Source organism: Aestuariimicrobium ganziense (genome assembly GCF_015352975.1).
In the GTDB taxonomy this organism is placed as follows: Bacteria; Actinomycetota; Actinomycetes; order Propionibacteriales; family Propionibacteriaceae; genus Aestuariimicrobium; species Aestuariimicrobium ganziense.
On sequence record NZ_JACYIZ010000004.1, the window covers coordinates 347,562 to 365,955 of the forward strand.

At 69.0% G+C, this 18,394-nt stretch carries 15 protein-coding genes and 1 pseudogene; 7 read left to right on the forward strand and 9 right to left on the reverse strand.

Features of this window, described 5'->3' with window-relative positions; genetic code table 11:
• Positions 1-52: 52 nt before the first annotated feature.
• Positions 53-2,038, reverse strand: a complete 1,986-nt coding sequence (locus IE660_RS09750; RefSeq protein ID WP_203568165.1) for a vWA domain-containing protein — start codon at positions 2,036-2,038, stop codon at positions 53-55.
• A 40-nt stretch (positions 2,039-2,078) separates the two neighbouring features.
• On the reverse strand, positions 2,079-3,530 hold the full coding sequence (locus IE660_RS09755; protein ID WP_203568166.1) for a magnesium chelatase: 1,452 nt from the start codon (positions 3,528-3,530) through the stop codon (positions 2,079-2,081).
• A 117-nt stretch (positions 3,531-3,647) separates the two neighbouring features.
• Here IE660_RS09755 and IE660_RS09760 point away from each other — a divergent pair, with 117 nt between their 5' ends.
• A complete protein-coding gene (locus tag IE660_RS09760) occupies positions 3,648-3,911 on the forward strand; it encodes a DUF5652 family protein (protein WP_203568167.1) in 264 nt (87 codons plus the stop codon).
• Here the strand turns inward: IE660_RS09760 and IE660_RS09765 are convergent.
• Positions 3,868-4,809, reverse strand: a complete 942-nt coding sequence (locus IE660_RS09765) for an SGNH/GDSL hydrolase family protein (protein WP_203568168.1) — start codon at positions 4,807-4,809, stop codon at positions 3,868-3,870. The two genes, IE660_RS09760 and IE660_RS09765, sit on opposite strands and share 44 nt — an antisense overlap.
• Positions 4,810-4,889: 80 nt before the next feature.
• Here IE660_RS09765 and IE660_RS09770 point away from each other — a divergent pair, with 80 nt between their 5' ends.
• Positions 4,890-5,393: a hypothetical protein gene (locus IE660_RS09770; RefSeq protein ID WP_203568169.1), complete on the forward strand. Its 504-nt coding sequence runs from the start codon at positions 4,890-4,892 to the stop codon at positions 5,391-5,393.
• Between the two features lie 377 nt (positions 5,394-5,770).
• Positions 5,771-8,347: pseudogene (clpB, locus tag IE660_RS09775) on the forward strand (ATP-dependent chaperone ClpB); the annotation flags it as partial.
• 71 nt (positions 8,348-8,418) lie between these two features.
• Here clpB and IE660_RS09780 read toward each other — a convergent pair.
• On the reverse strand, positions 8,419-8,835 hold the full coding sequence (locus IE660_RS09780; protein WP_203568171.1) for an META domain-containing protein: 417 nt from the start codon (positions 8,833-8,835) through the stop codon (positions 8,419-8,421).
• Positions 8,836-8,958: 123 nt separating this feature from the next.
• Between IE660_RS09780 and IE660_RS09785 the strand changes: the two genes are divergently transcribed.
• The gene (locus IE660_RS09785; protein ID WP_203568172.1) at positions 8,959-9,768 is read left to right on the forward strand and encodes a spermidine synthase; all 810 of its coding nucleotides are present in this window, start codon (positions 8,959-8,961) and stop codon (positions 9,766-9,768) included.
• Between the two features lie 18 nt (positions 9,769-9,786).
• Here IE660_RS09785 and IE660_RS09790 read toward each other — a convergent pair whose 3' ends face one another.
• Both IE660_RS09790 and IE660_RS09795 read right to left on the reverse strand, forming a co-directional pair.
• Positions 9,787-10,683 (reverse strand): DUF4097 family beta strand repeat-containing protein, encoded by an 897-nt coding sequence (locus IE660_RS09790; RefSeq protein WP_203568173.1) that lies wholly within the window; start codon positions 10,681-10,683, stop codon positions 9,787-9,789.
• Between the two features lie 17 nt (positions 10,684-10,700).
• Positions 10,701-11,177, reverse strand: coding sequence for a toxin-antitoxin system HicB family antitoxin (locus IE660_RS09795; protein ID WP_203568174.1), 477 nt, complete (start codon positions 11,175-11,177; stop codon positions 10,701-10,703).
• Positions 11,178-11,288: 111 nt separating this feature from the next.
• On the opposite strand from IE660_RS09795, the gene IE660_RS09800 reads away from it, so the two are divergent.
• Entirely contained in the window at positions 11,289-11,933 is a 645-nt protein-coding gene (locus tag IE660_RS09800) for a sortase (protein ID WP_203568175.1), read from the forward strand.
• Between the two features lie 112 nt (positions 11,934-12,045).
• On the opposite strand, the gene pyrE is transcribed toward IE660_RS09800, so the two are convergent.
• Positions 12,046-12,579 carry an orotate phosphoribosyltransferase gene (pyrE, locus tag IE660_RS09805; RefSeq protein WP_203568176.1) on the reverse strand — a complete coding sequence of 178 codons (534 nt, stop codon included), beginning with the start codon at positions 12,577-12,579 and terminating at the stop codon, positions 12,046-12,048.
• 64 nt (positions 12,580-12,643) lie between these two features.
• Here pyrE and IE660_RS09810 point away from each other — a divergent pair, with 64 nt between their 5' ends.
• Positions 12,644-13,477, forward strand: a complete 834-nt coding sequence (locus IE660_RS09810; RefSeq protein ID WP_203568177.1) for a LemA family protein — start codon at positions 12,644-12,646, stop codon at positions 13,475-13,477.
• Between the two features lie 205 nt (positions 13,478-13,682).
• A complete protein-coding gene (locus IE660_RS09815) occupies positions 13,683-16,763 on the forward strand; it encodes a S8 family peptidase (RefSeq protein WP_203568178.1) in 3,081 nt (1,026 codons plus the stop codon).
• A gap of 82 nt (positions 16,764-16,845) precedes the next feature.
• Here the strand turns inward: IE660_RS09815 and IE660_RS09820 are convergent, their stop codons facing one another.
• Together IE660_RS09820 and IE660_RS09825 are read right to left on the reverse strand one after the other, a co-directional pair.
• On the reverse strand, positions 16,846-17,325 hold the full coding sequence (locus IE660_RS09820; protein ID WP_203568179.1) for a hypothetical protein: 480 nt from the start codon (positions 17,323-17,325) through the stop codon (positions 16,846-16,848).
• A 34-nt stretch (positions 17,326-17,359) separates the two neighbouring features.
• Positions 17,360-18,313, reverse strand: a complete 954-nt coding sequence (locus IE660_RS09825) for a DUF368 domain-containing protein (protein WP_235997305.1) — start codon at positions 18,311-18,313, stop codon at positions 17,360-17,362.
• Between the last annotated feature and the right edge of the window lie 81 nt (positions 18,314-18,394).

Below are 18,394 nucleotides of genomic sequence, written 5' to 3' on the forward strand. Positions count from 1 at the left end.
AGCTTGATGAGGGGTTTCTCATCATTGGCGAACGTCGCGCCGGCCACCCCCGTCACCACAGGTCGTCGTCGCGCTCCCAGCCCCACCTCGACCCGAGGTACGAACCGACCACGGCAGCACCGAGGTCGTCCAGGTCGGGGTGGACGACGCTGCCGCCGGCTCGTCTGGCCATCTGCTCGACGAACCTGGCCAGCCCGGGGTCGTCCCCGAGTTGGAAGAAGGTGGTCTGGGCGCCGAGTCTGGTCACCGCGTCGAGTTCGGTCACCGTCAGCGAGAGCGACAGCGGGTGTGGCGGGTAGTCGAAGAAGGCCTCGCCATCACCCATCAGGTGGGCGGTCGGTTCACCGTCGGTGACCACCAGCAGCACCGGTTGTGAGCTGGGGTGGCGGCGCAAGTGGCGCCCGGCCAGCAACAGCGCGTGGTGCAGGTTGGTGCCCTGCTCGTAGTGCGGCTCGAGGGCGGTCAACTGCTCGATGTCCATGGCGCGGGCGTGCCGGCCGAACCCGACCAGTTGCAGCGAGTCGCCCCGGAACCGGGTCGAGACCAGGTGGTGCAGGGCCAGTGCGGTGCGCTTCATTGGCACCCAACGGCCCTCGGTCGCCATCGAGAACGAGGTGTCGACCAGCAGCACGACCGCAGCCCGGGTGCGAGCCTCGGTCTCGGTCACCTCGACATCACGGATGTCGATCCGCACTGGCTCGCCGGGTCGCCGGGTCTCACCGGCCCCGCGCTGCAGGGCGTTGGTCAGGGTGCGGGTGACGTCCCAGGGTTCGGTGTCGCCGAAGGTCCAGGCCCGGCTGGCTCCGCTGGGCTCGCCCGCCACCCCGGCCAGGCGGGCGTCGCGGTGGCCCTGCCGGGACGAGAGCCGGGTGGCGGCGTCCTTGAGCAGTGCCTTGCCCAGTCGCCGCATCGCCTTGGGTGACAGCCGTAGCGACCCGTCGGTGGATCGGCGCAGGTAGCCACTGTCGCGCAGCGCCTTCTCGAGCTGGGTCAGAGTGCGGGCATCGACAGCGGCCTCGTCGCCGAGGTGGGCGGCGAGCTTGTCGAGGTCGAGATCGTCCAGACGTGCGCCGGGGTAGGACTGCCCGAGCTGTTCGGCCAGGTCGTCGAGGTCGGCGAGTTCCTGCAACACTCCCGTGCCATCGCCCAGGCCGAGCCCCTGCTCACCGCTGAACTGGGACGAGCCGCTCCAGTCCTCACCGGGGCGCATCGCGCGCAGGTTGGCGTCGAGCCTGCCCATCGACTCAGCCAGTGCGGGAGAGCCGAAGGCCTGCTGCGACAGCTCCATCAGTTCGCGGCGCTGGTCGGCGCTCATCGAGTTGAACATCCGTTGTGCCGCAGCCGCACGCTGGGCCAGGGCGTCGAGCAGTTCGTCCACGTTGCGGGGGTTCTCGGGGAAGTACTGGCCGTAGGTGTCCATGAACTGCTCGAACTGCTGGGTCGTGTCGTCGCCGCGGGCGTGGGCCTCGAGCAGGTCATTGAGGTCGTCGAGCATCTGCTTGACCGCCTCGCGGTCGGCGTCGGTGGCCCCCTCGAGCGCTTGCTTCATGCCGGAGAAGCGCTGGTCGAGGGCTTCGCGTCCAAGCAGGTCGCGGATCTGCTCGAAGTTCTCACGCGCCTCGGCATCGCGCCAGTCGTAGGAGCTCAGTTGGCTGACCGCGGACGCGGTCGAGCGGGGCAGGGTCTGAAGTTGCATCTCGGAGAACCGGGCCTCGTCGTCCAGATCACGGGCCAACCGCTTGCGTTCGGCGAGCACGGCCCGGTCGAGCAGTTCCTTGACCTCCTGCAGGGTGCCGTCGAGGCGGTGGCGGCGGGTGAGTTGGCGCCGGCGGCGGGCCACGTCACCAGCCAAGTCGTCCAGCCCGCGCTGCTGCCGTCCGCCGCGGCGCAGGAACTCCTGCAGCGCACGCTCGGGGCTGTAGCCGGTCATCACGTCCTCGCTGATCGCGTCCAGCGCTTCGGCGAGGTCGACCGGTGGCGCGAGCGGGTCGGGCCCGTCGCGGTAGCGGCCGTAGCGGGCGTTGCTCGGTCTCGACACGTCGCTCGTTCCTCCCTCTAGTCGACCAACCAGTCCCGGGTCACCCGTACAGGGTCTGGCCGCCGTCGGTGTCCTTGCTCACCCGCCGCGCCAGGTAGAGCCCCTCCAGGGCGAGTTCGATCGCGCTGGCCCGCTGCCCGTCGGTGGTGGCATCGAGCCGGTCGCAAACCTCGTCGTAGGTGGCGGGGTCGTCGTCTGGACCGTGGCCGCGCACGGCGGACGAACGCAGCGGCGGCAGGCCGGACAGGAAGTCCAGTGCCGACACCTGGGGACCGGTGAGCACGGTGTGCCCGGCGGTGAGCGCGTCGACCAGCGGTGCCAGGTCAATGCCGCGGAAGTGGGCGCGCACGGTCTCGGCGACCGCGGTGCGCAGCAGGTGGGTGAGGATGTCGCTCTCGCGACCCTCCTCGCCGCTCTCGAACTCGACCTTGCCGCCCAGTACGTCGAGGGCGGCGTCGAGGTCGACGACCCGGGCCACGGCCTCGTCCTCACCCTGGGTGGTGGCGCGGTGCAGCGCGGCAGCGGCCACGGTCTCGGCCCCGGCGATCGCGAACCGGGCCGAGACCCCGCTTCGCTGGTCGATCGCCGACGACTCACGAAGGCTCCGGGTGAAGCGGGCGAGCACCTCGACCAGCACCTCGGGCACCTCGGCGACCAGGTTGGCCTCCTGGCGGATGACGGCGACCTCGTCGCCGAGTTCGGTGGGATAGTGGGTGCGGATCTCGGCGCCGAAGCGGTCCTTGAGTGGGGTGATGATCCGGCCGCGGTTGGTGTAGTCCTCGGGGTTGGCGCTGGCCACCACCAGCACGTCGAGCGGCAGCCGCAGCACGTAGCCGCGGATCTGGATGTCGCGCTCCTCCATCACGTTCAGCATCGACACCTGGATGCGCTCGGCCAGGTCGGGCAACTCGTTGATCGCCACGATGCCGCGGTGGCTACGGGGGATGAGGCCGAAGTGGATGGTCTCGGGGTCGCCGAGGCTTCGTCCCTCTGCGACCTTCATCGGGTCGACGTCGCCGATCAGGTCGGCCACGGACGTGTCGGGGGTGGCGAGTTTCTCGGCGTAGCGCTCGTCGCGGTGGCGCCAGGTGACGGGCAGGTCGTCGCCCAGTGCGGACGCCCGGCGGCGTGAGGTCTCGGTGATCGGCTCGAAGGGATGCTCACCGAGTTCGCTGCCGGCAATCACCGGCGTCCACTCGTCGAGCAGGCCGACCAAGGTGCGCAGCAGGCGGGTCTTGCCCTGCCCGCGTTCACCGAGCAGGACGACATCGTGACCGGCGATCAGCGCGCGTTCGAGTTGCGGGACGACGGTCTGGGCGAACCCGTGCAGGCCCGGCCACGGGTCTCGTCCCTCGGCGAGGGCGGCGAGCAGGTTGTCGCGCACCTCGGTGCGAAGGGGCTTGGCGGTGTGCCCGCTGGCGCGCAGTTCACCGACGGTGGTGTCCGGCGGACGGGGAGTGTCGGCGGGACGAGTGCTGGTCTGGTCTGCCACGCCTCCAACCTATGCGTGCTGGCCAAGCCTCGGCAGGGTCTGGCGCACCCCCGCAGGGCGGCTGTGCGTCTGTCGTGGTTCCGCCCGACTGTTTGGTCGGCGGGGGAGGATGGGGTCATGAACCGCTGGTCTGACCTCCACCCCCGCATCCGCCGGATCCTGCTCGCGCTGGGTGCCGCCGACGTCGTGTTGAGGATCGTCGCCCTGGTCGACCTGGCCAGGCGTCCCGCCGAGCAGGTGAACGGCCGCAAGTCGCTGTGGGCGCTGTCGTTGTCGGTGGCGAACTCGCTGGGGATCGTGCCGATCTGCTACCTCACCCGCGGACGCCGCCCGGCGCTCACCCGTGGGCACGAGGCGGCGTCCCGGGCTCGTCGCCGCTGAGAGGGCCTTCGTCGCCGATCGGCTCCACCACGACCGGTGCGAGCCGCGGACGCTTCGGGTCGACCAGGTCGCCCGATGACCGACCCTGCAGCCGGCGCTGCACCCACGGGGCGCCGTGCACCCGTGCCCAGGTGGCGTGTCCGCGCAGTGTGGTGATGGCGCCTGCTGGTGCTTGGGGCGGCAGGGGAGCGCGCCAGTCGGCCTCCTGCTCGGTGTGGCCCAGGGTGACGTAGGCGGTCAGCGCGACCCGCCGGTGACCCTCGGGGGTCATGTGGATGCGGTCGTCGGCCCACATCCTCCAGTCCTTGAGGTAGTCGCAGGCCCACTGGTTGAGCACGTAGCAGCCATGGCGCTGGGCGATCGACCAGATGTGGCTGATGTAGGTGGCCACCCGGCCGCGGGTGCGGCCGATGATCAGGGCGCCGGCCGGGTCGGTCGGGGTCGCCATCAGCACGTCGGCCCCGGTCGCCCTGATCGTGGCGACGGCTTGGTCGAGTTGCTGGGCCAGTGCGTCCACGTCTGCGCGGGGACGCAGGATGTCGTTGCCGCCGCCGACGATGCTGACCAGGTCGGGCTCGAGGGCGAGTGCTGCCTCGGTCTGGGCGCCTGCGACGTCGTCCAACTTGCGGCCCCGCACCGCGAGGTTGGCGTAGGTGAACTCCTCGCTGTGCGACGACAGGAGGGCTGCCAGACGGTCGGCCCACCCGATGAACGCGTTCGGGGTCTGGGGATCGGGATCGCTCATGCCCTCGGTGAACGAGTCGCCGATCGCCACGTAACGGCTCCAGGGCCGTGGTTCGGGACGGATGCTGCCGGCCTGGCCGTGGATGGTGGGTCCGGCCTCGCCGTGCACCAGTCGAAGGGGAGTCGGGCGCAGCGGAGTTGGAGGGCGTCGCACGAGCGCCAGTATGCCGCGCTGGCGTGCCTGCCCACCCGCCCGGGTGGCTCGCCCTTGCCCTAGTGGATACCCTCAGGGGTATGTTGCGCGGACACCTGATGACGTTGGCCGGCTGGTCACGTCGGCGTTGGTGGTCGGCGCTGGCCGGAGTGCTGGTGACGATCCTGTTCATCGGTGTGCCGACGGTGCTGATTCCCAACCCGGTTTTCGGACGCGAGATCGGGCTGACCTGGTGGGCCTGGCCGACGCTGGTGGTGGCCGCGGTGCTCAGCGGTCTGGTGATGGCCAGCTACGTGCGAGAGCCCCCGCGCGCTGCGGTGACCGGCTCTGCTGGCGCCAGCCAGAAGGGCGGACGACGCGGCATGCTCGGTGGGCTGCTCACCTTCTTCGCCGTCGGCTGCCCGGTCTGCAACAAGCTCGCCCTGCTGCTGCTCGGCTACGCCGGTGCGATGCAGTGGTTCGCCCCGGTGCAACCGGTGCTGGCGATCGCCGCGGTGGCGGCTCTGGCTTGGGCGTTGCACGCCCGGCTCAAGGGTGAGCGGGAGTGCGCTCTGCCGAAGGCGGCTGTGGTGCCCCTCGCCTGACGTTCGCCGAGCGGGCGCCCGCGACTTGTGGCGGGAACGGCCCTGACATCTGGCGATTTCGGGCCACCAGCGGGCTGGACATCTCACCGCGTGCGTGAGGCGTGGCGATTTGTGGCCCGAACTGCTCGACATCCCGCGATTTCTTCACGAACCGGCGGCGAAATGGCACGTGCGTTCAGGCGAACAGCTGGTGGCCGACCTCGCCCAGCACGGCGTGGACAGTCGCCGTCCAGGGCTGACGAGGGCGCACCACCCGGTCGTCCTCGATGCGCACTTCGCGTTGCCCCATGCGCCCACTCTTGCGGAATACTGGACCCCGGATCAAAGTTGAGTGAGGTGGACTCAACTTCCACCCCAGCCATGAAAGCATGAGGTACATGAACACCGAGAAGCTCACCACGATGTCGCGCGACGCCGTCTCCGCGGCGCTGCGGAACGCTCTCACCCACGGCAACCCCTCGGCCGAACCCAGCCACCTGCTGCACGCGCTGCTGATGGTGCCCGACAACACTGTCGGGCCGCTGCTCAGTGCCGTCGGCGCAGACCCGGCCGTCGTCGACGCCGCGGCGCAGGGCGCCATCACCAAGCTGCCGTCGGCCCAGGGGTCGTCGGTCTCGCAGCCGAACCTGTCGGGCGCTCTTGCCCGCGTGCTGGCCGAGGCCGAGACCCGCGCCGACCAGCTCGGCGACGCCTTCGTCGCCACCGAACACCTGCTGATCGCGCTCGCGCACGTACCGTCCGACGCCAAGAAGGTGTTGGGGCAAGTGGGCGTCACCCCTGAGAAGCTGCTCGAGGCCTTCCAGGCCGCTCGTGGTGACAAGCGGATCACCAGTGCCGAGTCCGAGGGCGGGGAGTCCGCGCTCGACAAGTACTCGGTCGACCTCACCGAACGTGCCCGTGAGGGCAAGCTCGACCCGGTCATCGGACGAGACTCCGAGATCCGTAGGGTCGTCCAGGTGCTCGCCCGGCGCACCAAGAACAACCCCGTGCTGATCGGCGAGCCCGGCGTCGGCAAGACCGCCGTCGTCGAGGGCTTGGCCCAGCGTGTGGTCGCCGGCGACGTGCCTGACTCGCTCAAGGGACGACGCGTCGTCTCGCTCGACCTGCCCTCGATGGTCGCCGGTGCCAAGTACCGCGGCGAGTTCGAGGAGCGGCTCAAGGCCGTGCTCAACGAGATCCGTGACGCCGAGGGCCAGGTGATCACCTTCATCGACGAGCTGCACACCGTTGTCGGCGCCGGTGCGTCGGGTGACTCCTCCATGGACGCCGGCAACATGCTCAAGCCGATGCTGGCCCGCGGCGAGCTGCGGATGATCGGTGCCACCACCCTGGACGAGTACCGCGAGCGGATCGAGAAGGACCCCGCCCTCGAACGCCGCTTCCAGCAGGTCTACGTCGGCGAGCCCAGCGTCGAGGACACCATCGCCATCCTGCGCGGCTTGCGCGAGCGCTACGAGGCCCACCACAAGGTGCGGATCACCGATGGCGCGCTGGTCGCCGCGGCCAGCCTGTCGAACCGCTACATCACCTCGCGACAGCTGCCTGACAAGGCCATCGACCTGATCGACGAGGCCGCGTCGCGGCTCCGGATGGAGATCGACTCGTCCCCGGAGGAGATCGACCAGCTTCGTCGCACGGTCGACCGGATGAGCATGCAGCAGTTCGCGCTCGAGAAGGAGGACGACGCTGCGTCCAAGGAGCGACTCGAGCGGCTGCAGGCCGAACTGGCCGACGCCCGCGAGCAACTGCGCGGACTCGAGGCTCGCTGGGAGGCCGAGAAGTCGGGTCTGAACGCGGTCGGTGACCTCAAGGAGCAGATCGACAAGCTGCGCACCGAGGCCGACCGCCACCTGCGCGAGGGTGACCTCGCCAAGGCGTCGGAGATCTCCTACGGGCAGATCCCGGCACTCGAGAAGCAACTGGACGAGGCCACGGTGGCCGAGGAACAGCGCGCCCAGAGCGCCATGGTCTCCGAAGAGGTCGACTCCGCCGACGTCGCCGAGGTGGTCAGCGCCTGGACCGGCATCCCAGTCGGCAAGATGCTGCAGGGCGAGTCCGAGAAGCTGCTCGGCATGGAGGACCACGTCCACCAGCGACTGATCGGCCAGGACGGGGCGGTGCGCACGGTCAGTGACGCGGTGCGTCGCTCCCGGGCCGGCATCTCCGACCCGAACCGTCCGACCGGATCGTTCCTGTTCTTGGGCCCGACCGGTGTCGGCAAGACCGAGTTGGCCAAGTCGCTGGCTGAGTTCCTGTTCGACGACGAGACCGCGCTGGTCCGTATCGACATGAGCGAGTACTCCGAGAAGCACTCGGTCTCGCGCCTGGTCGGTGCCCCTCCCGGCTACGTCGGTTACGAGGAGGGTGGACAGCTCACCGAGGCGGTGCGTCGTCGACCGTACTCGGTGGTGCTGCTCGACGAGGTCGAGAAGGCCCACCCCGACCTGTTCAACATCCTGCTGCAGGTGCTGGACGACGGCCGTCTCACCGATGGTCAGGGACGCACGGTCGACTTCCGCAACACGATCCTGATCCTCACCTCGAACCTGGGATCACAGTTCCTGGCCGACCAGAACCTCGACGCCAAGGCCAAGCACGACGCGGTGATGAACGTGGTGCGCAGCTCGTTCCGGCCCGAGTTCCTCAACCGGCTCGACGACATCGTGATGTTCGATCCGCTGACCACCGACGACCTGACCCGCATCGTCGACACCACGCTGGCCAAGCTCAACCGTCGTCTGGCCGAGCGCCGGATCACCCTCGAGGTGACCCCGGCCGGCAAGGAGTGGTTGGCGCTGACCGGTTTCGACCCGGTCTACGGTGCTCGTCCGCTGCGCCGGCTGGTGCAGTCGACCATCGAGGACGCGTTGGCGCGCAAGCTGCTCGCCGGTGAGATCGCCGAGGGCCAGACCGTGGTCTTCGACCGCGACGACGCCACCGACAGCCTGGTGATCGCCAGCTGCGGCCGGATCCCGCCCCACGGGGTGGCCCCCGGCCTCACCAGGATGGGGGCGGGCCGGCGCTGTCACCTCTTCAGGGTCAGGATGCGTCCTCCGGAACCTGTCAGAGTCAGGGTGTACCCGTCGATCCGGTAGCGAGGTTTGCTGCTGATCACCGCGAAGATGAACATCTTGGCTTTGCCGATCTCGCCGACACTTCCGATGGCCCCGTGGGTCAACTCACCGAAGGTGATTCTGTCTCCGGCGATGCTGATCGTCGCCTGGAAGGGACCGACACTGTCGTACCCCGTCATCTTGTTGCCCTTGAACTCCATGGTGGCCTTGCTGCCATTGGTGGGAATGGCGGCCTCGGGGCCAGCTGCGTCGGTGACAGTCCACTTGCCATCCAGCGGGGTGCGGTTGGCCGCGCAGGCGCCAAGCGAGGCTGGCGCCAGGGTTGCGCCGAGCACAACCAGAGCGCGACGAGTGATGCGCAGGCTCATGTCTTGAAGTGTGTGCCTGCTCGGCCTTGGCGATCAAGCAGCCGAGGGTAGGTGGTCATGGGTCGACAGTTGCCACTCGAGGCCGTCTGATCTGAACCCACGCCCGACCCGTAGGCTGACCGGGTGAGCGAGCCCCGCGTCGTCCCCGACCCCGACCATCCGGGGGCGTGGTTCGTCAGGGTCGGTGGGGCCGACCAGAGCTGGGTCGATCCGGACGATCCCGAGCACCTGGCCTTCGACTACATGCAGCGGATCGCGCACCACATCGACGCCCATGCCCCACGAGGCGAGCGGCTTCGGGTCGTCCACATCGGGGGAGCAGGGCTGAGCCTGGCCCGTTACGTGGCGCACACTCGTCCGACCTCGCCGCAGATCGTCTGCGAACCGGACGAGACCTTGACCGCCGAGGTGCGCGAGACCATCGGCCTGCCGCGCAACAGTGGCATCAAGGTGCGCGGGGTCGACGGCCGGGCCGGGGTGCGGGCGATGCCTGACGACTACGCCGACATCGTCATCGTCGACGCCTTCGTTGGGGCGAGGGTGCCGGCCGACCTGGTCACCGTGGAGTTCTTCGCCGACCTGCGCCGGATCGCACGCCCGGATGCCCAAGTGCTGCTCAACGTCACCGACATGCATCCCTTCGCGTGGACGAGGCGGCTGGTCTCGGGCCTTCGGATCTACTTCAGGCACGTGGCGCTGAGCACCGAGTCGTCGACCTTGAAGGGACGACGCTTCGGCAACGTGGTGATCGGGGCGTCGGCCACCGGACTACCGATCCAGCACCTGAACCGGGCAGCTGCCGGCGCGCCCTTCCCCTACCGGGTGGTGTCGGGTGAGCACCTGACCTCGCTGGTCGGGGGAGCCCAGCCCTTCCACGACGGGGCGAGCGACTCCTCGCCCGCCCCGCCCAGTGGATTGACCGCGTTTCGCTGATCGGTCTGGCTTGGCCGATCAGACCTCGGTCAGCGAGATGTCGCCCGAGACCGTGGTCGCCCGGATCTCGATGTGCGGCTGACCCTCGCTCGGCTCGCCCGCACCGCGCAGGCTCGAGTCGACGTCACCGGTCATGGACGAGCAGTCGGTCCACACAGGGATGCCGCCGCGCACGCCGATCGAGATGTCACCCGAGGCGGTCTTGGCCTCGACCGAGCCCGACCCGAGTTCGCGCACCGAGAAGTCACCTGATCCGCTGCTGAGCCGGACCGTGCCCTCGACCAGGTCGACCGACACGTCGCCCGAGCCGGTCGAGAGCTTGCCCTCACCGTGCACGGCGTGCACGTCGATGTCGCCCGAACCGGTGGTGGCCTTCATTCGTCCGGTGTTGTCGGCGACGCTGATGTCGCCCGAGCCGGTGTTCAGGTCGGCGTCGCCGTCGATCCGCCGCAGCGACACGTCGCCACTGCCGGTGGAGCACTTGGCGCGGGCCGCCTCGGTGACGCTGATGTCACCCTGGCCGGTCGACAACTCGACCTCGGCGAAGCGGCCGTCGAGTGAGATGTCGCCCGACTTGGTCTCGGCGTGCACCGGCGAGTTGGTGGGCACGTGGACGACCACGAGCACCTCGGGCTGGTTCGAGCCGAAGCTGAAGGAGTGGCGCCCGATCGAGAAGCTGAACCCCGGTGCGCCCTCGGCGTCCAGCAGGGCCGGCACGTCGATGTGGAGTTCACCGTCGCGGAACTCGGGGGCGAACGGGTCGAGGTCGACCGGGCCGCGCGAGCGCAGTTCGGCTCGTGCCTCGGTGAGTCCTTCGACGGCCTGGACGGCGACGTCACCGCGGGCGTTGCGGATGCGCACGCGCACCGGGGCGTCGACGGCGGTGGTCCGCACGATGGAGGTGGTGTCAGTCATGGTGGTGGTCTCCTGGGTCAGGCCCAGCCGGTGAGCCGGCGGCCGGTGGATCGGTTGTGGTGGTGGCGCGACTGGGAGCCGAACGCGCCGCGGACCGCCTCGACGATCCAGGTGTTGAGCGACTGGCCGCTGCGGGTGGCGGCGTCCTCGGCGCGGGCCTTGAGCCCGTCGGGCAGGCGCAGGGTGAGTCGGGTGGTGGCCTGGTCGTCGCCGAGCACCTCGGTGGGTTCGGTGTCAAGGGCGGGGGCGGCTTGGTGGCGGGTGACCACGAACTGGGGTTCGCGACCGGCCATCCGCACCTCGACGACGGTGTCGTCCAGTTCGGACGAGAGCTGGGCTGCGGCCTGCGAGAGCAGGTCGAGCATGGCCATCCGCAGGGCTGGGTCGAGGGCGACCAGCAGCCGTGAGGCGGCGTCGCGAGCGGCGTCGTCGCCGAGCGAGGCGGCGTTGCCCAGGTCGCGATGCAGGGCTTCGATGTGGGGTCCGAGTTCCATGACACCATCATGGCGTCGTCATGGTGTCATATCAACACCACAATGCCGTCACTGTGGTGTCGATGGTGGTGCAGTGCTGGACGAGGGTCTGGCTGCGGCACAATGGCGGCGATGGCGAGACGAGACAAGGCACGACGACGCCCCGGACCAGTGGCGTGGACCCTGGTCGGGATGCTGGTCGTCGTGCTCGCCGCCGGAGGCTTCCTGGGCTGGCAGGTCTGGGGCACCGACGCACGCGCCCGGACCCGCGCCGGTCAGGAGGTGGCCAGCATGCGCGCGAACTGGGCCGCTGTGCCGAGCACGGTCGGCGCCAGCACGCCGGGTGCTCCGATCGGCGTGATCAGCATCCCGAAGCTCGGACTGGCATGGCCGGTGGTGGTGGGCACCGACGAGGACGCCCTGCAGCGCGGCGTGGGTTGGTACCGCACGACGGCGTGGCCCGGCGACGTCGGCAACACCGCGATGGCGGGGCTGCGAGTCACCCACGGGTCACCGTTTCGCGGACTGCTCGACCTGGTCGAGGGCGACGAGGTGGTGGTCGAGACCGCTCGGGCGACCCTGCGCTACGAGGTGGTCGTCCCCGCCTCGCAGCTGACCGTCGACAAGGACGCAGGCTGGGTGCTCGACCCAGTTCCCGGCCATCCCGGGGCGCCGCCGCACCAGCCGCTGCTGACGCTCACCACCGCGCAGGACCTGGTGGCCACCGGCGAGCGCTCCGTCGCGATCGCCACTCTGGCCAGCCGCACCGATCGCTGAGTAGGGCGGGAGCCGAGCGACCAGCGCTGAGGCACAGGTTGTTGTGTGGGGCACAGGCAATTTCCTGTGCTTCACACAGCAGGGTGTGCCTCAGTGAGAGGGGAGGGCGTGTCTACTCGATTGCCGCTGCGGCGTCCAGGTCGGCGCGGGTGAGTACTGAGCGCACCTCGAGGCCGACATCGTCCAAGGGGTTCGTCCCCTCGGGGGAGCGGTCGATGGCGCAGACCACGGTCTCGACGATGGCGCCGGCCTCGCGCAACGCGCGGGTGGCGTCGCGCACCGCACCGCCAGTGGTGATCACGTCCTCGATCAGCGTCACCCGACGCCCAGCGACCTCGGGTCCCTCGGCCAGCTTGCAGGTGCCGTAGGTCTTGGCCTCCTTGCGGACGAACAGCGCCGGCAGCCCGGTCTTCGCGCTCACCATGGTGGCGATCGGCACACCGCCGAGCTCCAGGCCGCCAAGCAGTTCGGTGTCGTCGGACAACAGCGGCACCATCGCCGCGGCCACCCGCTCGAGCAGCGCCGGCTGCGCCTCGAACAGGTACTTGTCGAAGTAGGTGTCGGCCACCTGCCCGGACCGGAGCGTGAAGGTGCCGGTGAGGCGGCAGGCGGCGTTGATGTCGGCAGCGAGCGTGCGGTCGTCCATGTCGGCGAGCCTAGTGGAACACGCTCGCCCGGCCCGGGCCCGCTCGGGCGCTAGGGTGAACGCCATGGAATGGATCATCATCGGCCTCATCGCGATCGTGGCCATCGGCGCCCTGCTGTTCATCGCGCCGTACAACAGCTTCGTGCGCATGCGCAACCTCATCCAGGAGTCGTGGCGACAGATCGACGTCGAGCTCAACCGGCGCTACGAGTTGATCCCCAACCTGGTCGAGACGGTGCGCGCCTACGCCGCCCACGAGCGCAACACCCTCGAAGAGGTCACCCGGCTGCGAAACCAGGCGCAGGCCCTGGCCGGTCAGTCCGGTGGCGGCATGCCCAGCGAGCAGCGAGCCGAGGTCGAGAGCCAGCTCTCGGGTGCGGTGCGCAACCTGATCGTCAGCGTCGAGGCCTACCCCGAGCTGAAGTCGAACCAGAACTTCCTGCACCTGCAGCAGGAGCTCACCGACACCGAAGACCGGATCGCGGCCGGCCGGCGCTTCTACAACGCCAACGTGCGCGCCTACACCACCACGGTCGAGCAGGTGCCGAGCAACATCGTCGCGAACATGTTCAAGTTCGAGAAGGCCACCTACTTCGAGGTCAACGATCCGCAGGTGCGTCGCGCTCCCGATGTGAACTTCGGCGAGATCTCCTACCGCGGTGACCAGGCCGGCAGCCCCCAGTCGGCCGGTGGCCAGCTGGCTGCGTCGCCGTCGACCGAACTGCCCAACCCGCAGTCGCAGCAGGGCAACCAGCAGTGGACCCAACAGGGCCAGTGGAACCAGCAGCCGCAGGCCCAGCCCCAGTGGAACCAGCCCCCGAGTCAGGGCCAGCCCGGCCAGCAGTGGCAGCAGCAGCCCCCGCAGCAGGGCGGTTACCAGCCCCCGCAGCAGGGCTGAGCAACCCGAGCTTCCAGACGTCCCCGGACCGTGCCAGGTCGGGGGACGTCTGTGTCTGGCCTGTTGTTGCGGTTTGGTGAAAAACCCTCAACCCCGGGGGTGGAAATGATTGACGCGCCCGAAGGGGCTGGCCTAGCGTCCACTGCAGCCGCGAAGCCAACGCCGACTTCGCACGAACAGGGAGACCAACTTGTCACGAACGTCGATGAGGCGCGCTGCTGTGGTCATGGGCGCAGTCGCCACCCTCGTCCTGCCGCTGACAGCAGCGGCGGACCCTGCCGGCACCGACCGGCACCGACCGATCTCGGACGCCATCAAGCTGCAGTCCGAGTACCAACCGCTGGGAGCTCGCCAGGCCAGGACCGTGAAGGTCATGGTCGAGATGGCTGGTGACCCCGTGGCCGTCGTCCAGGCCAAGGCCGGACGCGACCTGACCACGACCGAGAAGAACCGGGTCAAGAAGAACCTCAAGGGCAAGCAGGACGCCATCGCCGGCCGCATCAAGGGCAACGGCGGCAAGGTGCTCTCGCAGATGCAGTCCGCCTACAATGGGATGCAGGTGCAGGTCTCGAGCGACAAGCTGGACGAGATCGCCAAGCTGCCCGGCGTGAGCGCGCTGCGCCCGGTCATCAAGTATGAGCTCAACAACGCCACCAGCGTTCCCTACCTGGGTGTTCCCCAGGTCTGGCAGGACACCGGCTACACCGGCAAGGGCGTCAAGATCGCCATCATCGACACCGGTGTCGACTACACCCACTCCGACTTCGGCGGCCCGGGCACCGTCGAGGCGTTCAAGACTGCCGACGCCACCAGCGATCAGGCGGCCGACCCGGCATGGTTCGGCCCCAAGGCCCCCCGTGTCAAGGGTGGCTACGACTTCGTCGGCGACGCCTACAACGCCAGCGATGACAACTCGGTGGCCAAGCCCGACCCCAACCCGCTCGACTGCTACGGCCACGGCACCCACGTCGCCGGCAGCGCCGCTGGCGGTGGCGTGAACCCCGACGGCACCCCCTACACCGGTCCGTTCGACGCGACCACGCCGCAGCGTGAGTTCGAGGTCGGCCCCGGCGTGGCTCCCGAGGCCGACATCTACGCCCTGCGTGTCTTCGGCTGCGCCGGCTCGACCGACAAGACCACCGAGGCCATCGACTGGGCCGTCGCTAATGGCATGGACGTCATCAACATGTCGCTGGGCTCGACCTATGGCACCACTGAGGACGCCACCGCGATCGCCTCGACCAACGCGGTTGCTTCCGGTGTGGTCGTCGTCGCCGCTGCCGGCAACGACGGCAACAACCCCTACATGGTGGGCTCCCCGGCGACTGGCCGTGGCGTGGTGGCCGTGGCCGCCAACGACTCCACCGAGAGCTTCCCGGGCGCCGAACTGACGGTCAACGACAAGCCGATCCCGGCGATCAATGCCAACGGGGCCGCCCTGCCCAGCACTCCGTTCACCATCCGCGTCATCAAGGACAACCCGGCGACCCCGGGGAACGAGGCCCTGGGCTGCTCGGCAGCCTCCTACGGCACCCTGACCTCGACCGACATCGCGGTGGTCGAGCGTGGCGCCTGCGCCCGTGTCGCCAAGGCGATCTTCGGCCAGCAGGCCGGCGCCGGCGCGGTGATCATGATCAACTCCGAGCCGAGTTACCCGCCCTACGAGGGTGAGATCACCGAGAACCCCGACACCGGTGAGGCCTACACCGTCACCATCCCGTTCCTCGGGGTGCGCCAGTCCGACGGTCCTGCGCTGGTGGCGGCTGACGGCACGACCCTGACCATGGTGGCGAAGCCGCTGCCCAACCCGGGCTTCTCGGCCGCGTCGTCGTTCACCTCGGGTGGACCCCGCACTGCCGACTCGGCCGTGCGACCCAACCTGATCGCCCCTGGCGTCTCGATCGCCTCGGCGGGTGTGGGCACTGGCTACAAGAAGGCGCTCAACTCGGGCACCTCGATGGCCACCCCGCACGTGGCCGGCGTGGCTGCGCTCGCCATCCAGGCACACCCGACCTGGTCGGCGACCGACATCTCGTCCGCGCTGGTCAGCACCGCACTGCCGAACAAGGTGGCTGGTTACCGGCTCACCCTGTCGGGTGTCGGTCTGGTGAATCCTGCGGGTGTGGTCTCGGCGACCGCGCTGGCCACCGGTGACACCTTCACCGTTGACGGCAAGAACTACCAGGAGCCAGAGCTGAGCTTCGGCTTCCAGTCGTTCGTGACCACCTACACCAGCACCAAGGCGGTCACCCTGGTCAACAAGGCCGACAAGGCTGTCACCTACACCGCGCAGGCGGTGGCCACGCCGCAGTCGAAGAAGGCGCAGATCACGGTCTCGCCGGCGAGTGTCACGGTGCCCGCAGGTGGTCAGGCGACGGTCAAGGTCACCATGACCGTCAACGCAGCTGACATTCCCTCGGCACTGGCCGCTGGTGGTGGCCAGTACAAGTTCTACGAGGTCAGCGGCAACGTGGTGTTCACCGCCGGCTCGTCGCAGCTGCGGGTCCCCTACCTGATGGTCCCCAGGCCCGACGCCAAGGTGACGGCCTCGACCAACGGTCGACTCAACCCGCGCGATGGTGGTGTGACCGTGACCCTGTCGAGCAAGGGCAGGGTCGCCACCTCGGCCGACACCTACCAGTGGGGACTGAGCGACCCGAAGGACGCCCCGGCGAACAGCTATGCCCCCTACGACCTGCGGGCCGTCGGTGTGCAGTCGTTCGCTGACGGTGACGACCAGTTGCTGGTCTTCGCGGTGAGCTCGTGGAACAGGATGTCGAACCCGTCGTCGATGGAGTACGACATCCCGATCGACAGCAACGGTGACGGCAAGGTCGACAAGGTCCTGTTCACCGTCGACTACGGACTGGTTGCCACCGGCGACGCCGATGGTCGCACCGGGGTGTTCTTCAACGATCTCGACACCCGCAGGACCTACTTCGCCGGGTTCCTGGCCTCTGGCGCCACCGATGTCAGCACCTTGCTGATCCCGGTCTACGCCTCTGACCTGGGCATCACCGGGCAGTTCGCCTACACCGCGGAGTCCTACTCGCTCAACAGCGGCGAATGGTACGACACCGTCAGCGGCGTCGCCCAGTACAACCCGTGGAAGCCGGCGGTCGCCAATGGTGACTGGGTCGACATCCCCGCCGGGGGCAAGGCCTCGCTGCGAATCACGCTCGACAAGGCCGAGGCGGCCAAGCAGCGTCCGCTGGGATCGATGATCGTGGTGATGGACAACAAGGCCGGCGCTGAGCAGGCCATCCTGATCCCGTCCAACAAGTAGCACCCACTCGATCTGCAGGGGGCGTTCCGGGCGACCGGGGCGCCCCCTGTGGCATGCCGGCGTGGCTCGGACGAGCTGTCGCTCAGCTGTGCGGGTTCGACGGGACGGCCCCGCCACCGCGGGTGCACAGCACCGGGCGGCCGCTGTTGCCCGAGCGGTAGTCATGGCTCCGGCCGTCGAGTTGGACGATCACGCGCCAGCCCTGCTCGATGGCCTGGGTGTACATGCGTCCGGGCTCGGGACAACCGAGTGCGCCGTTGGGCCAGGACACCGGCGCCGACTCGACCACCACCAGGCCGGCGGGGTCGAGACCCCGGCGTCGCAGGTCGTCCTCGATGGCGCGCAGCAGGTCGGCGGGCGGCTGCTGGATCGAGGTCGACGGCTGTGGGCTGGTGCGCACCGGCCCGGTCGGGGCGGTCTGGAACGGCGGACGCGAACTCGGCGCACCGCTGGTGGGCGCCCCACTGGTCGAGGGGCTCTCGGCGACGACCTCGTCGGGATCAGCACTGCTGCAGGCACACAGCAGCGACAGGGCCGCGACCACCACCAGCGTCCTTCTCATGCCTCCCAGTGTGCCTCGCCCGCCCCAACGACGCTCAGCCCTTGTCGATCGCCTCACGCTGGTCGGCGTACTTGTCCTCGACCCGGCTGAACGCCAACGAGGCGACGATGCCGACCACCAGCATCACCGTGCAGAAGGCGAGGAAGGCACCCAGTCCCAGGCCGCTGGTCTCGCGGGCCTCGTCGGTGAACACCACGGTCGGGAAGATGGCCAGCGACGAGCCGACCACCATGCCGAGGATGAAGTGGTACATGCCGGCGTAGTGCTTGTCGAAGGCCCAGTTGGCGGCCTTGGCGAACAGCACCACGCAGGCGACCAGACCGATGAACAGCGGGATGAACACCGCCGGGTCGAAGTTCTTGATGCCCTCGGCCATCTTGTCGTAGAGCCCGAAGTAGATCAGGAAGTTCGACGGGCTCATGCCCGGCACGATCACACCCAGGCCGATCAGGGCTCCTGAGCCGAACCACACCGGGATGCTCGGGGTGACGTTGAGCGCGATCGAGCCGCCGACCAGCATGATCGCGAAGATCACGGCCGCCGAGACGGCCAGGACCACCCAGTGCACACCCCGTCGTCCCTGCTTGCCGGCCTGGCGCCACAGCGAGGGGAAGGTCCCGATCACGAAGCCGATGAACAGGCAGACGAAGGCTGCTGCGTACTTGCCGAAGGCGGCGGCCACCACCACCGAGAACAGCACGATGCCGATCATTGCGCCGATGCCGATCGGGATGAAGTAGCGCACATTGGCCCAGAACCGCTTCCGCATGTCGGCCAGGAACCGGATCATCGGGTCGTAGACCTTGAAGATCACCGCGAGCACGCCGCCGGACAGGCCCGGCAGGATGAAGCCGATGCCGATGGCGATGCCCTTGAGCAACCTGACCAACCACGAGCCGACACTGTCGCGAGCCCCGATGAAATCGCTGGGTGCCTCGGGACGAATGTGGTCCTCGGGGGGCATGGTGGGGTGCTGCTCGGCGCTCATGGGTGCCTCTCTCGACGTCGTGGGCGGTGCTCATCGTACGCGTCCGCGCCCTTCACGTGACCTGCCGATAGGTTGTCGGCC